General features: G+C 69.5%; 15 protein-coding genes. 7 read left to right on the top strand and 8 right to left on the bottom strand.

Annotated elements, in window-relative coordinates; genetic code table 11:
• Positions 1–61 precede the first annotated feature (61 nt).
• Genes arsA through ABLE94_RS17720 form a run of 3 tightly spaced genes read right to left on the bottom strand, consistent with a single transcriptional unit; the run spans position 62 to position 2,695 of the window.
• Positions 62–1,846 (bottom strand): arsenical pump-driving ATPase, encoded by a 1,785-nt coding sequence (arsA, locus tag ABLE94_RS17730; protein WP_074848794.1) that lies wholly within the window; start codon positions 1,844–1,846, stop codon positions 62–64.
• A gap of 11 nt (positions 1,847–1,857) precedes the next feature.
• Complete coding sequence (gene arsD / locus ABLE94_RS17725) at positions 1,858–2,268, bottom strand: arsenite efflux transporter metallochaperone ArsD (protein ID WP_074848795.1); 411 nt, start codon at positions 2,266–2,268, stop codon at positions 1,858–1,860.
• Between the two features lie 19 nt (positions 2,269–2,287).
• Entirely contained in the window at positions 2,288–2,695 is a 408-nt protein-coding gene (locus tag ABLE94_RS17720; protein ID WP_348804321.1) for an arsenate-mycothiol transferase ArsC, read from the bottom strand.
• Positions 2,696–2,773: 78 nt separating this feature from the next.
• On the opposite strand from ABLE94_RS17720, the gene ABLE94_RS17715 reads away from it, so the two are divergent.
• From ABLE94_RS17715 to ABLE94_RS17690, 6 genes are read left to right on the top strand one after another with little or no spacing between them, the layout of a single operon-like run.
• Positions 2,774–3,175: an ArsR/SmtB family transcription factor gene (locus ABLE94_RS17715; RefSeq protein ID WP_005195318.1), complete on the top strand. Its 402-nt coding sequence runs from the start codon at positions 2,774–2,776 to the stop codon at positions 3,173–3,175.
• Positions 3,172–4,257, top strand: coding sequence for an ACR3 family arsenite efflux transporter (gene arsB / locus ABLE94_RS17710; RefSeq protein WP_005195320.1), 1,086 nt, complete (start codon positions 3,172–3,174; stop codon positions 4,255–4,257). The genes ABLE94_RS17715 and arsB overlap by 4 nt, the downstream gene beginning before the upstream one ends.
• 23 nt (positions 4,258–4,280) lie before the next feature.
• Complete coding sequence (locus tag ABLE94_RS17705; RefSeq protein ID WP_005195321.1) at positions 4,281–4,940, top strand: arsenate reductase ArsC; 660 nt, start codon at positions 4,281–4,283, stop codon at positions 4,938–4,940.
• Between the two features lie 27 nt (positions 4,941–4,967).
• The gene (locus ABLE94_RS17700; protein ID WP_005195323.1) at positions 4,968–5,399 is read left to right on the top strand and encodes an arsenate reductase ArsC; all 432 of its coding nucleotides are present in this window, start codon (positions 4,968–4,970) and stop codon (positions 5,397–5,399) included.
• A gap of 52 nt (positions 5,400–5,451) precedes the next feature.
• Entirely contained in the window at positions 5,452–6,435 is a 984-nt protein-coding gene (gene trxB / locus ABLE94_RS17695; RefSeq protein ID WP_348809431.1) for a thioredoxin-disulfide reductase, read from the top strand.
• Positions 6,436–6,437: 2 nt separating this feature from the next.
• On the top strand, positions 6,438–7,499 hold the full coding sequence (locus ABLE94_RS17690) for an ArsO family NAD(P)H-dependent flavin-containing monooxygenase (RefSeq protein WP_005195327.1): 1,062 nt from the start codon (positions 6,438–6,440) through the stop codon (positions 7,497–7,499).
• A 97-nt stretch (positions 7,500–7,596) separates the two neighbouring features.
• On the opposite strand, the gene lspA is transcribed toward ABLE94_RS17690, so the two are convergent.
• From lspA to ABLE94_RS17665, 5 genes are all read right to left on the bottom strand, one after another.
• Positions 7,597–8,100 carry a signal peptidase II gene (gene lspA, locus ABLE94_RS17685; RefSeq protein ID WP_005195328.1) on the bottom strand — a complete coding sequence of 168 codons (504 nt, stop codon included), beginning with the start codon at positions 8,098–8,100 and terminating at the stop codon, positions 7,597–7,599.
• Positions 8,097–10,055 (bottom strand): heavy metal translocating P-type ATPase, encoded by a 1,959-nt coding sequence (locus tag ABLE94_RS17680; protein WP_005195329.1) that lies wholly within the window; start codon positions 10,053–10,055, stop codon positions 8,097–8,099. The genes lspA and ABLE94_RS17680 overlap by 4 nt, the downstream gene beginning before the upstream one ends.
• Complete coding sequence (locus tag ABLE94_RS17675) at positions 10,052–10,429, bottom strand: ArsR/SmtB family transcription factor (protein WP_005195330.1); 378 nt, start codon at positions 10,427–10,429, stop codon at positions 10,052–10,054. The genes ABLE94_RS17680 and ABLE94_RS17675 overlap by 4 nt, the downstream gene beginning before the upstream one ends.
• Before the next feature lie 351 nt (positions 10,430–10,780).
• A complete protein-coding gene (locus tag ABLE94_RS17670) occupies positions 10,781–11,098 on the bottom strand; it encodes a hypothetical protein (protein ID WP_005195331.1) in 318 nt (105 codons plus the stop codon).
• Between the two features lie 5 nt (positions 11,099–11,103).
• Positions 11,104–12,009, bottom strand: a complete 906-nt coding sequence (locus ABLE94_RS17665; protein WP_005195334.1) for a GNAT family N-acetyltransferase — start codon at positions 12,007–12,009, stop codon at positions 11,104–11,106.
• A 95-nt stretch (positions 12,010–12,104) separates the two neighbouring features.
• On the opposite strand from ABLE94_RS17665, the gene ABLE94_RS17660 reads away from it, so the two are divergent.
• Positions 12,105–13,445 carry an NAD(P)-binding domain-containing protein gene (locus ABLE94_RS17660; protein ID WP_074852727.1) on the top strand — a complete coding sequence of 447 codons (1,341 nt, stop codon included), beginning with the start codon at positions 12,105–12,107 and terminating at the stop codon, positions 13,443–13,445.
• The last annotated feature ends 1 nt before the right edge of the window (position 13,446 follow it).

The following is a 13,446-nucleotide window of genomic DNA, read 5'->3' as shown; positions in this document are numbered from 1 at the left end:
GAAGTTCAAAAGAACGTCGGGAATTGGATGACCAGACCAAGTTCCAGTGGTGCGGGAGATTCTAGGTCGGCGGGAGGTTCGACTGGGTCGTCTCGGACGGGCGGGTCAGTGCATTCAGTGCGTTGATCCCTACAGGTTCAGTGGCCAGCATCGGCACGATCGCACTCCGGTTGTGTGTGCTGGTGATGGAGCTGATCTCGACGACTTCTGTCCCGGCACGCCGTCGGAGCAGCGGTGATGTCGGGTGAGCTGCAGCGATCGAGTTGTTGACCACCCAGGCCCACGGGTGGATCCCGGCGCGTTCGAGGTCGGCGTGCAGTGTTTCGGCTTCGAGGCGGGGTGTGGTTTCGGCGAGGGTGACGATGAGGATCTTGGTCTCGTCGGGATTCTGCAGCCGCATCAGTGGGGTGGTGAAGTTCGTGTTCTCGCCCATCTGCCGGGCGATCTCGCGGTGGTAGGAGCCGGTCGCATCGAGCAGGAGCAAGGTGTGGCCGGTGGGGGCGGTGTCGACGACGACGAAGTGCCGGCGGGATTCGTGGATGATGCGGGAGAAGGCCTGGAAGACAGCGACTTCCTCGGTGCACGGGGACTTGAGGTCCTCGGCGAGGTTGGCGCGGCCCTGCTCGTCGAGGGCGGCGCCCTTGCTGGTCAGGACCCGGTCCCGGTACGCGGCGGTAGCCTCAGCCGGATCGATCCGCGAGACGGTCAGGTTCTCGAGGTTGCCGGCGAGGGTGTCGGTGAGGTGCGCGGCCGGGTCGGTGGTGGTCAGGTGCACCTGGTGGCCGCGCTCGGCGAGCGCGACGGCCACGGCGGCGGCGATGGTGGTCTTCCCGACCCCGCCCTTGCCCATGCACATGATCAGGCCGTGGTCGTCGGCGGCGAGTTCGTCGACGAGCGCGGACAGCGGCGCTTCCGGCACGGCGGCAGCGGTCTCGGAATCGGCCTGTGCCGGTGCGGTGTTCGACTCGGTGATGAACAGGGTGCCCAGGGCGTCGATGCCGACCATGCTGGTGGCCTTGAGCTCGACCTGGTCGAGGGGCAGCTTCCGCAGGTCGCCCGGTAGGGCGGCGAGGGCGGCCTGTTCGCGGTCGTAGATCGCGGAGGCCAAGGCGTCGCTGCGGTCGGGGGCGGGGAGGACACCGTTGATGACGACGTGCTGCTCGGTCAGTCCGATGTCGGCGAGTTCGGTGTGGGTGCGGGCGATCTCGGCCAGCGGGGACCGCTGCGGCCGGGCGACCAGGACCAGGCGGGTACGCTGCGGGTCGGCCAGGGCGGCGACGGCGCCGGCGTAGATGGTGCGTTGCTTCTCGAGCCCGGACAGCGGGCCCAGGCAGGAGGCGTCGCCCTTGCCGTCGTCGAGGAATTCGGTCCACGACCCGGGCAGCTGCAGCAACCGGATTGTGTGGCCGGTGGGGGCGGTGTCGAACAGGACGTGGTCAAACCCGGCGATCGTGGTCTCGTCGGTCAGCAGCGCGGTGAACTCGTTGAACGAGGCGATCTCGGTGGTGCACGACCCGGAGAGCTGTTCGGTGATCGACGCGAGTTCCTTCTCGGGGAGCAGCCCACGGACGGGGCCGATGATGCGTTCGCGGTACGCGTCGGCGGCCTGTTCGGGGTCGATCTCGAGCGCCGAGAGTCCCGGGACGGCAGGGACGTCGGTGATTGTGTTGCCGATGCTCAGCCCGAAGACCTGCCCCACGTTGGAGGCGGGGTCGGTGCTCACGAGCAGGACCTTCTTGCCCTCGCGGGTGAGGGCGACGGCGGAGGCGCAGGCGATCGAGGTCTTCCCGACCCCACCCTTGCCGGTGAAGAACAGGAACCGCGGTGCACCGTCGAGGAACTTCATGGGTCGACCTTTCAGCAGCAGCTGGTGTTGTCCGGGCCGTCGCCGCAGCAGGATCCGGCGTCGGTGGTGTCGGTGAGGCCGAGCATCTGGATCGCGGCGGGCGCGGCCACCGGTTCGGGGGCGATGCCGGCCCACTTGGCGAGCTGGGCGCGGTCGGGGTAGCGGCCGGTGACGGCGGTGACGCCGTCGACGAGGACGAGGGGCAGGCCCTCTGAGCCGGAGAGCTGCAGGAACGCCTTGACCGGTTCCCGCTCGGCGAAGGCGAGGGGCTCATTGGCGAGGTTGAAGCGGGCGATGTCGCCGCCCTGGGTGTTGATCCAGTCCATGTCGGCGGTGAAGGTGACCAGGGCCTGGTCGACGTCGTCGCCGCACACTCCGGTGTTGCAGCACAGTGCGGGCTCGAAAACCTCGATACGGGTCATCAGGGGGGCCTCTCAGTTCTCAGGGGTGGGTGGGGGCGGTGAGCCGGTCGACGCGGGCGGCGATGTCGTCGCGGACCAGGCGCATGCGGTCGATGCCGTCGATGCCGCGTTCGGACGGCTCGTCGGTGTCCCAGTTCTCGAACCGGGTCCCCGGGACGGGATCGACGTGGGCCTCGCGGCCGAGGGTGACCACCACGTCGACTGCCCGCAGCAGCTGCGGGTCGATCGCCTTCGGGGTCTCGGCGGTGATGTCCACGCCGACCTCGAGAAGCGACTGCGCGGACAGGGCGTTGACCGCGGCGCCAGGCTTGGTGCCGGCCGAGTGCACCTCGACCGCGTCGCCGGCGGCCTTGCGCATCAGCCCGGCCGCCATCTGGGACTTGCCGCCGTTCTTCACGCAGACGAACAGCACCGAAGGTTTGTTCACGCTCGGATCCTTCCGGGGTGGCCGTGTTCACCGGCCGTTCGGTTGACGAGTTGAATCGATAAGAGTCAATATAGACGTATGTCGAATCAATCGTCGAGTGGGGTCGAGGCCTGCTGCTCGCCCATCACGCGGGAGCCGTTGACCTCAGATTGGGCCTCTGACCTGGCCCGGATGTTCAAGGCGCTCGGGGATCCGGTGCGTCTGCGGATGCTGAGTCTGATCGCCAGCCACGAGAACGGCGAGAGCTGTGTGTGCGACATCTCCCCGGCGTTCGAGCTGTCGCAGCCGACGATCTCGCATCACCTCAAGGTGTTGCGCGAGGCCGGTCTGCTCGACTGTGAGCGCCGCGGCACCTGGGTCTACTACCGGGTGATCCCGTCCGCGCTCGCGCAGTTGTCGGCGGTGCTGGCGTCCGAGGTCGGTGTCGTCGAAGGCTCGGCCTGCGTGCCCGCAGCTGCGGTCGTGGAGGTGGCCCGGTGACCGAGACGACCACCCATCCCGCTGTTGTCGGCAAGCTCTCGACCCTGGACCGGTTCCTGCCGGTGTGGATCGGTGTGGCGATGGTCGCCGGCCTGCTCCTGGGCCGGATGATCCCCGGCCTCGGTGACGCACTCGGGGCCGTCGAACTCGACGGCATCTCCCTGCCGATCGCGCTCGGTCTGCTGATCATGATGTACCCGGTCCTCGCGAAGGTGCGCTACGACCGCCTCGACACCGTCACCGGCGACCGCAAACTCCTCCTCGGCTCCCTGCTGCTGAACTGGGTCCTCGGCCCGGCGCTGATGTTCGCGCTCGCCTGGATCTTCCTGCCCGACCTGCCCGAATACCGGACCGGTCTGATCATCGTCGGCCTCGCGCGCTGCATCGCGATGGTCATCATCTGGAACGACCTCGCCTGCGGCGACCGCGAAGCGGCCGCCGTCCTGGTCGCGATCAACTCCGTCTTCCAGGTAATCATGTTCGCCGTCCTCGGCTGGTTCTACCTCTCGGTGCTGCCCGGCTGGCTGGGCCTCGAACAGACCACCATCGACACCTCACCGTGGCAGATCGCCAAGTCCGTACTGATCTTCCTCGGCATCCCGCTGCTCGCCGGGTTCCTCACCCGCCACTTCGGGGAGAAGGCCAAGGGCCGCGAGTGGTACGAGGAGCGGTTCCTGCCGAAGATCGGCCCCTGGGCGCTCTACGGCCTGCTGTTCACCATCGTGATCCTCTTCGCGCTACAGGGCGACCAGATCACCTCGCAGCCACTCGATGTCGTCCGGATCGCGATCCCGCTGCTCGCGTACTTCGCGATCATGTGGGGCGGCGGCTACGCACTCGGCGCCGCAATGGGACTGGGCTACGAGCGCACCACCACCCTCGCGTTCACCGCCGCGGGCAACAACTTCGAGCTCGCCATCGCGGTCGCCATCGCCACCTACGGCGTCACCTCCGGCCAGGCCCTCGCCGGGGTCGTCGGACCGCTGATCGAGGTCCCCGTCCTCGTCGGCCTGGTCTACGTCTCCCTCGCGCTACGCAAACGCTTCAACCGCACGGACTCTCCCGCACCCATCGCTTCGTGACCCGAGAAGGCCAGGAGACGAACATGTCCCAGCATGTCGACCGCCATCAGTCCGAACTACTCGTCCCCGAGGCGGTCCTGCGGCGGGCCGCCGAGCATCTCGCCGGCAGATACGTCGGGGTCTTCTCCCCGGAAACGGTGGAGCGGACGGTGTTCGAGTCGTACGCCGCGCTCCGCGAGACCGCCACGGTGCACACCCATCTGACGGCGCTCGCGCCCAGGCTGGCCGCCGAACGCCTCACCGCCCGCGCCCACACCGACGGTTCCGTGGTGAAGACGGCGCCCGAGGTGCTGTTCGTCTGCGCCCACAACACCGGCCGCTCGCAGATGGCGGCGGCGCTGCTCGACCACCACAGCGGCGGCCGTGTCCACGTCCATTCGGCGGGCTCGGCCCCGACCGGCGGGATCGATCCCGCCGTCCTCGCGGTGATGGCCGAAACCGGAATCGACCTGGCCGCCGCGTATCCCAAGCCGCTGACCGACGAGGTCGTCGCCGTCGCCGACGTGGTGGTCACCCTGGGCTGCGGCGACGCCTGCCCGGTCCATCCGGGCACACGGTATCTCGACTGGTCGGTACCCGACCCGGAAGGGCAATCGCCGCACATGGTGCGCGCGATCCGCGACGAGATCGATATTCGTGTCCGCGGCCTGCTCACCGAACTCACCACCACCACCCAGGCCTGACCCCTCCATCTTCCCGAAAGGTTCTCGATGACCACCGATTCCCCGAACGCCACTCCGTCGGTCCTGTTCGTCTGCGTGCACAACGCCGGCCGCTCCCAGATGGCCGCCGGATTCCTCACCGCGCTGGCCGGTGACCGGATCGAGGTCCGCTCCGCGGGCAGCGCCCCGGCCGACCAGGTCAACCCCGCCGCGACCCTGGCGATGGCCGAGGTCGGCATCGACATCTCGACGCAGTCCCCGAAGATCCTCACCGTGGACGCGGTACAGGCCTCCGACGTGGTGATCACGATGGGCTGCGGCGACACGTGCCCGGTCTTCCCCGGAAAGTCCTACCGCGACTGGGTTCTCGAGGATCCGGCCGGTCAGGGTGTCGACGCGGTCCGCCCGATTCGTGACGAGATCAAGGCGAAGGTCGAGGCGCTGATCGCAGAACTGACCGCCGAGCCCGCCCGTTCCTGACCGACAACGTCCACCTCTTCGCCCCTGCGGGGGCCGCACGGAAGGCTCCTCATTGAGTACTGACGCGACCATCCACGACCTGATCATCGTCGGCTCCGGACCCGCCGGATACACGGCCGGCGTCTACGCCGCCCGCGCGGAGCTCGAGCCCCTGCTCTTCGAGGGCACCCAGTTCGGCGGCTCGCTGATGACCACCACCGAGGTGGAGAACTTCCCCGGCTTCCGCGAGGGCATCATGGGCCCGGATCTCATGGACGAGATGCGCGAGCAGGCCAAGCGTTTCGGCGCGGACATCCGCACCGAGGACGTCGAGGAGATCGAGCTGGACGGCCCGGTCAAGAAGGTCGTCGCGAACGGTGAGACGTACTACGCCCGCGCCGTCATTCTCGCGATGGGTGCCGCTGCCCGCTACCTCGGTATCCCGGGGGAGGAGAAGCTCCTCGGCCGCGGCGTCAGCGCCTGCGCCACCTGCGACGGCTTCTTCTTCCGCGACCAGGACATCGTCGTGGTCGGCGGCGGCGACTCCGCGATGGAGGAGGCCACCTTCCTGACCAAGTTCGCCCGCAGCGTCACCCTCGTGCACCGCCGCGAGGAGTTCCGCGCGTCCCGGATCATGCTCGAGCGCGCCAAGGCGAACGAGAAGATCCGCTTCGTCACCAACGCCGAGCCGGTCGAGGTGCTGGGTGAGAACAGCGTCACCGGCCTGGTGGTCCGCGACACGGTCACCGGCGAGCGGTCCACGCTCGACGTCACCGGCATGTTCGTCGCCATCGGCCACGACCCGCGCAGCGAGCTCGTCAAGGGCCAGGTCGACGTCGACGCCGCCGGCTACGTCCAGGTGCAGTCGCCGACCACCGCCACCTCCACCGAGGGTGTCTTCGCGGCCGGCGACCTGGTCGACCACACCTACCGTCAGGCCATCACCGCGGCCGGCACCGGCTGTGCCGCCGCGATCGACGCCGAGCGCTGGCTGGCCGACCAGGGGGAGATCACCGAGAACACCCTCGCCGCCGCGGGCGAGCCCGTCACCTTCTGAGCATGATGCAGCAGCGATCGGTGACCGACATGGATGTGGTCGTGATCGGTGGCGGACAGGCCGGGCTCGCCGCGGGCTACTACCTGCGGCGAGCCGGGCACCGGTTCGTGATCCTCGACGACCAACCGGTACCCGGCGGGGCATGGCCACACACGTGGCCGTCGCTGCGGCTGTTCTCCCCGGCGGAGTTCGCGGCCCTGCCGGGATGGCCGATGCCGCCGTGGCCGGACGGTTTCCCGCCCGCCTCGCACGTGGTCGACTACTTCACCGCCTACGAGGAGCGCTACGACCTGCCGATCAAGCGGCCCGTCCGGGTCACCGGTGTGGACCGCGACGGGCAGCACCTCGCCGTCACCACGAACCAACGGATCTGGCGGGCCCGGCGGGTGATCAGCGCGACCGGCACCTGGCAGCAACCGTTCTGGCCGCTGTACCCGGGTGCGCGGGAGTTCACCGGCCGCCAACTCCACACGGTCGACTACCGGCAACCGTCGGACTTCGCTGGCGCCCGGGTGGTGATCGTCGGTGGCGGCAACTCCGCCGCCCAGCTCGTCGCCGAAATCTCCACCGTGGCCACCACCACGTGGGTGACGACCCGGCCACCCCGCTTCCTCGCCGACGACGTCGACGGGCGGGTGCTGTTCCAGGTCGCATCCGAGCGCGCCGCGGCGATCGCCGCCGGGAAACCCGATCCCGGCGGACCGGCTTCCCTCGGCGACATCGTCATGGTGCCCGAGGTGCGTGAGGCCCGCGATCGTGGTGTCCTGCAGGCGCTACCGATGTTCGACCGTCTCACCCGAGACGGCGTCGCCTGGGGAAACACGGTTCAGCACGCCGATGTCATTGTGTGGGCCACCGGCTTTCGGCCCGCGCTGGCCCACCTGCGTCCGCTGCGGTTGCGCGAGCACGACGGCACGATCGCCGTCTCGGGCACGAAGGCGCTCAAGGAGCCCCGCCTGCACCTGCTCGGCTACGGGGACTGGACCGGCCCCGGCTCGGCGACCATCCTCGGCGTCGGACGCACTGCCAAAGCTGCAGTCGCCCAACTCGACCTCGACGACTGACCACACTCGTCCGATAAGGGACCGGCGACGAGCGCGCCCACGTTCACCCGGACGCTTCCGCGGTGTGGGCGTTGCGCAAGGTGCTCGGGTATGCGGGTCATGGTGAGTGGTCCTCGTTGGATTCGAGGAGCAATGCGCCGATGACGAGGACGACGCCGCAGGTGATGTAGGTGTCGGCGATATTGAAGGTGGCGAACCATCCGGTGTGGAAGTAGTCGGTGACCTTGCCGTCGAGAAGACGGTCGATGACGTTGGCGGCGGCGCCGGCGACGATCGCGGCGAGCCCGACGGTCTGGATCGGGTGACTGTCCGGTGCGGTACGCCACGCGAACACACTGATCGTGGCGGTGATGGCCGCGGTGGCGGCAAGAACGACGGCGGTGGGGAGTTGGTCGCCGAGACTGAAAGCGACCCCGGTGTTGTAGGTCAGGCGCAGTTGCAGCAGGCCGAGATCGACGGTCCGACCCCAGGAAAGAGTGTCGCGTGCAATCGGATCGACGACCAGCGCGATCGCAGCTAAGGCGACGGCGACCGCGACGAGGGTGCGGCGGCCGCGGCGCCACCTGGCTGAGGTCGAGGTGGTGGGCTCGGCGTAGGTCATGACCGAGTCCCGGCGATCGGTTCGCGCGTGATCGCCGAGGGTGTCGCTGCGGTGAGGGTTCGGGCGCGTCCGGCGCGGACGCCGTTGGCGATGACGACGATCTCGGCGACTTCGTGGACGAGGACGACCGCGGCCAGGCCGAGGACACCGAACAGGGCCAGCGGCATCAAGACGGTGATGATCGCCAGGGACAGGCCGACGTTCTGCAGCATGATCGTCCGAGACCGGCGCGCGTGGTGCAGCGCCTGAGGTAGGTGGCGCAGGTCCTCGCCCATCAGAGCGACGTCGGCAGTCTCGATCGCCACGTCGGTTCCTATTGCGCCCATCGCGATACCGAGGTCTGCGGTGGCGAGGGCGGGGGCGTCATTTACTCCGTCGCCGACCATCGCGGTCGGTCGCGCAGCGCGGAGGGTTCCGACGATGCGGGCCTTGTCCTCGGGGCGCAGGTCGGCGTGCACTTCGTCGATGCCGACGTCGGCGGCCAGGGCGCGGGCGGTGCGGTCGTTGTCGCCGGTGAGCATCGCGACCTGGTAGCCGTCGCGGCGCAGGCCGGCGATCACCTCGTGTGCCTCGGGGCGGAGTTCATCGCGGACGGCGACCGCCCCAATCACGGTTCCGGCGCGCTCGATCAGGACCGCGGTGGCGCCGGCACGCTGCATCCGTTCGATGTCGGCGGTGAGGGGGCCGGGGTCGATCCAGCCGGGTCGACCGAGCCGAACCGGTGCGCCGTCGATGCGGCCGGTCAGGCCCGCGCCGGTCACGGCATCGACATCGTCGGCGGGCACGTAGTGGCCGACGGCGGCGAGAATCGCTCGGGCCAGCGGGTGTTCGCTGCGGGCCTCCAACGCCGCGGCCACCGCGAGGACGTCGCCGCGGGTGGCGCCGTTAGCGGCGGCGACGTCGATCACGACGGGCTGGTTGCGGGTGAGAGTGCCGGTCTTGTCCAGCGCGACGGTGCGGATGCGGCCGAGTGCTTCGAGGGCGGCACCGCCCTTGACCAGGACGCCGAGCTTGGACGCGGCGCCGATCGCGGCGACGACCGTCACGGGGATGGCAATCGCCAGCGCGCACGGTGAGGCGGCGACGAGCACGACGAGGGCGCGTTCGATCCACACCCGCGGATCACCGGCGAGGCTGCCGACTGCGGCGATGACCGCGGCCGCGACCATCACGGCCGGGACAAGCGGCTTGGCTATCTTGTCGGCCAGGCGTTGCGCTTCGCCCTTGCGGGACTGCTCGGCCTCGACGATCCGCACGATCTTGGCCAGCGAGTTGTCTTGCGCGCCAGCGGTGACCTCGACCTCGAGGACTCCGGTGCCGTTGATCGACCCGGCGAACACCTCGTCGCCGGGACCGGCCTCGACGGGCACCGATTCGCCGGTGATCGCGGAGGTGTCCAGGGCGGTGCGTCCGGTGCGGATGACGCCGTCGGTCGCGATCCGCTCCCCGGGCTTGACGATCATGATCTCGCCGAGAGCGAGCTCGGCCGGCGGGACGGTCTCCTCGCGGCCGCCGCGGAGCACCGTGGCGGTGTCCGGGACCAGGGACAACAGGGCCCGCAGGCCGCGGCGGGTGCGGGTGACCGCGTACTCCTCGAGCCCCTCGCTGATCGCGAACAGGAACGCGAGCATGGCGGCCTCGCCGACCTCGCCGAGCAGCACCGCTCCGACGGCGGCAATCGTCATCAGCGTGCCGACGCCGATCTTGCCCTTGGCCAGCCTCTTGAGCGTGGACGGGACGAACGTGTAACCCGCCACGATCAGCGCGGCCGCCTCGAACCCCACAGCGAGCGCATCGGCTCCGCCGGTCACGCGAACGATCAGCGCCGCGACCAGCAGCACGCCGGCCGCGGCGGCGGCGCGGATCTCGGTGATGTGCCAGAGCTTTTCGGGCTCGTGTTCTTCCTCGCCTTCGGGGCGGGGTTCGTCGTGGCCGCAGCCGCACGCGTCGCTCATGACTTCTCCTCGGCATCGGTGCCGTAGTTCGGGCACAACGCGACCGCGTTCCCGGTCGCCGCCAGCAGCGTCTCCGCCGAGGCGAGAAGATCCATCAACTCCGGCCGGGCCAGCGCATAGAACACCTGCCGCCCCTGCGGGCGGCCGGTCACCAGCCCGCAGTCCCGCAGACACGCCACATGCGCCGACACCGTCGACTGCGCCAACCCCAACTCGCCGACCAGATCCGCCACCCGAGCCTCACCCGCAGCGAGGCGGCGCACGATCGCCAACCGGGTCCCGTCCGACAGGCTGTGGAACAACGCCACCGCCGCATCGAGGGTCGAGCCGGTACTCCCGGCTGTCAGGCAACCATCCGCACGATCAATCGTCATACGGCGATGATAACCGATGAACTACGATGTTAGATGGGGGTTGGAGATCAGGTGAGGACATGGAGAACTGGCTGACGAATCTGCAGGCCTGGTGGACCTGTCAGGTAATGATGGCGAACGGAACATGTGAGATGTGCGCGTGCACGCCGATGACGGGCTGCTGCTAGGTCGCATGTTGCTTCGGCCGTGAACCCGCTCGTGTCGCCTTCGGTGCAGTGCTGCGCTGTGGGCGGAACGAGCGGGCATCTTTGCCCTCACTCGCGAGGTCACTGATCGGGTCGGTTTCCGCCAATTCGACATTTCGACGATGCTCGAACGCACGGTCCGCATACGCGGACTGAGTGTCTGACGTCAGTGTCGCCGCAGCTCCGCCTGGCGGAGCGCCTCGACGAGGTCGGGAACTGTCGGTGCTCCGGCGGGGCCGTTGGCGGTGTGGTAGACCCTGCAGGTCAGTCCCACCCCGGTGGTCGGCCCGAACGCGTCGACCCGGTCGATGCGGATGGTGGGCGATCCCGGAAACGCTTCGCGTTCTGCCTCGTCCTGGGTGTCGATCGCCCGGAGCACGATCGGCGTTCCGGCGTTCCCGGTCGCGGCGAGGGCCTCGGCGATCTGGTCCCGGGCGATCTGCCAGTTGGGGCAGCCGTCGAAGTAGAGCAGCTCGATGTCCACGACGGTCAGAACGCCGCGCAGCTGGTGGCGGCCTCGGTCTCGGATCGTCGTTCGAGCAGGACGGTGTCGCGCCACTCGCCGCCGAGTTGGGCGATGCGTTCGCGGACCCCGACGGTGCGGAACCCGGCGGAGTGGTGCAGCGCGATCGCGGCCCGGTTCTCCGGGAAGACCGAGGTCTGTAGCGTCCACAGGCCGGCCTGGTCGGCGGCGATCACCTGCGTTCGGAGCAGGGCCTTGCCGACGCCGCGGCCGCGCCAGCCTTCGGCGACACAGACCGCGCTTTCTGCGACCCCGCGGAAGTGCTCGTGGGGCGACGCGGGGGTTAGGGCGGCCCAGCCGACGACGGTGCCGTCGATCTCGGCGACCCACCGGTGATCCGGGAGCCACTGGGTGTCCAGCGTCTTCCGAGGCGGCACCTCGGTGGCGAAGGTGGTGAGACCGGTGGCGATGGCGTCGCTGTAGATGCGGCGCACGGCGGGCCAGTCCTCGTCGGTCATCGGTCGAACGGTCACGTCGCCGGGGAGATCGTCCGGGCAGCACGGGCGCTGGGTGAGCAGGCCCATGACTGCGTCGGCCGCGCTCGGCAGGCCGGTGCAGCACGCCGGGTTGACCACCACGACGGAGCTGGTGCCGTCCTTGTGGACGGTCACGAAGCCGACGTCGGCGAGCTTGCGGACGTGGTGCGAGATGGTCGGCTGGCCGATGCCCAGCCGTGTGGCCAGCTCCCCGATGCTGACGCCGGCCGGGGTGCTGGCGACCTCGTGGAGAAGCCGGACACGGGTCGGTTCGGCCAGGCAGGCGAACCAACCGGCGTAGGTGGCCGCGTCCTCGGCCGCCAAACCGGCCGACGGATGCCCGGCACCTGCACTCGGCGGGACACGGCACTCGGCGGACTCAGTGGACGTAACCATGAACTCAGTATATCGATCGGCATCGATGGTTGCATTCATCGATGGCCATCGATACTGTGGGCATTGATCGAAGAACATCGATGAAAGGTCGAATGATGAACGACTTGCCCGTCGTCGTGATCGGTGCCGGACCCATCGGTCTGGCCGCCGCCGCCGAACTGCGCGAACGCCAGCTCACCCCGCTGGTCTTCGAGCGGGGCCCCCGCGCAGGAGCTGCCGTGGCCGAGTGGAACCACGTGCGACTGTTCTCCCGCTGGGCCGAGGTCATCGACCCCGCCGCCCGCCGCCTGCTCGACCAGACCGGCTGGAATGCCCCCGACGATGAGGCGTATCTGACCGGGCAGGAGTGGGTCCGCGACTACCTCGTCCCGCTCGCCGCCGCACTCGGTGACGCCGTGCAGTTCGGCACCGAGGTCATCGGCGTCGCCCGCCGCGGCCGCGACCTCGTCGTCGACTCCGGCCGCGACACCGAACCGCTGTCCGTGCACATCCGCCGCGCCGACGGCACCGAGGAACGTGTGCTTGCGCAGGCGGTCATCGACGCCTCCGGCACCTGGGGCACCCCGAACCCGCTCGGCGGCGAAGGACTACCCGCGCTCGGCGAGAAGGCCGCGGCCGACGTCATCTCCTACCGCGTCCCGGACCTCGACGACCGGGAAGTGCGCGCGCAGTACGCGGGCAAGCACACCGCGATCGCCGGCGGCGGCCACTCGGCACTGAACGCCATCGTTGCCCTCGCCGCGCTCGAGAAGGAAGCACCCGGCACCCGGATCACCTGGATCCTGCGCCGCGGCGACGTCGCCTCCACATTCGGTGGCGGCGAATCCGACCAGCTGCCCGCCCGCGGCGCCCTGGGCCTGAAGGCGAAGAAGGCCGTCGACGACGGCCTGCTGAACGTCGTCACCGGGTTCCGCACCGCCGCAGTCGAACCCGCCGATCAGGACCGGGTTGCCCTGACCTCCGACAACGGTCAGCGGGTCGACGGTGTCGACCGTGTCGTGGTGCTCACCGGTTTCCGGCCCGAGCTGTCCTGGCTGTCGGAGATCCGCCTCGGCCTCGATCCGGTCCTGCAGGCCCCGATCGAGCTGGCCCCGCTGATCGACCCGAACGTGCACTCCTGCGGCACCGTCTACCCGCACGGCGCCGAGGAACTCAGCCACCCCGAACCCGGCTTCTACCTGGCCGGAATGAAGAGCTACGGCCGCGCACCGACGTTCCTGGCCATGACCGGGTACGAGCAGGTCCGCAGCATCGCCGCCGCGATCGCCGGTGACCACGAGGCCGCCGCCCGCGTCGAGCTGATCCTCCCCGAAACCGGGGTCTGCGGCGGCGCAGGGGTATTCGACGAGCCCGACGCCGACGCCTCGGAAGGCGGCTGCTGCGGCGCGCCGCAGCCAGAGTTGGTGACCCTGACCGCACCCGGCGGGTCACGATAGC

The organism is Gordonia sp. VNK1 (assembly GCF_040049135.1).
Taxonomy (GTDB): domain Bacteria; phylum Actinomycetota; class Actinomycetes; order Mycobacteriales; family Mycobacteriaceae; genus Gordonia; species Gordonia oleivorans.
Note: the sequence above shows the minus strand (reverse complement) of the source record. Positions and strands in the feature narration are given on the sequence as shown.

What these genes read in the sequence shown, in the direction of transcription:
- arsA (WP_074848794.1), bottom strand. Translation starts at nt 1,846, where the DNA reads ATGAAGTTCCTCGACGGTGCACCGCGGTTCCTGTTCTTCACCGGCAAG.
- arsD (WP_074848795.1), bottom strand. Translation starts at nt 2,268, where the DNA reads ATGACCCGTATCGAGGTTTTCGAGCCCGCACTGTGCTGCAACACCGGA.
- ABLE94_RS17715 (WP_005195318.1), top strand. Translation starts at nt 2,774, where the DNA reads ATGTCGAATCAATCGTCGAGTGGGGTCGAGGCCTGCTGCTCGCCCATC.
- ABLE94_RS17705 (WP_005195321.1), top strand. Translation starts at nt 4,281, where the DNA reads ATGTCCCAGCATGTCGACCGCCATCAGTCCGAACTACTCGTCCCCGAG.
- ABLE94_RS17700 (WP_005195323.1), top strand. Translation starts at nt 4,968, where the DNA reads ATGACCACCGATTCCCCGAACGCCACTCCGTCGGTCCTGTTCGTCTGC.
- ABLE94_RS17690 (WP_005195327.1), top strand. Translation starts at nt 6,438, where the DNA reads ATGATGCAGCAGCGATCGGTGACCGACATGGATGTGGTCGTGATCGGT.
- lspA (WP_005195328.1), bottom strand. Translation starts at nt 8,100, where the DNA reads ATGACCTACGCCGAGCCCACCACCTCGACCTCAGCCAGGTGGCGCCGC.
- ABLE94_RS17680 (WP_005195329.1), bottom strand. Translation starts at nt 10,055, where the DNA reads ATGAGCGACGCGTGCGGCTGCGGCCACGACGAACCCCGCCCCGAAGGC.
- ABLE94_RS17675 (WP_005195330.1), bottom strand. Translation starts at nt 10,429, where the DNA reads ATGACGATTGATCGTGCGGATGGTTGCCTGACAGCCGGGAGTACCGGC.
- ABLE94_RS17665 (WP_005195334.1), bottom strand. Translation starts at nt 12,009, where the DNA reads ATGGTTACGTCCACTGAGTCCGCCGAGTGCCGTGTCCCGCCGAGTGCA.
- ABLE94_RS17660 (WP_074852727.1), top strand. Translation starts at nt 12,105, where the DNA reads ATGAACGACTTGCCCGTCGTCGTGATCGGTGCCGGACCCATCGGTCTG.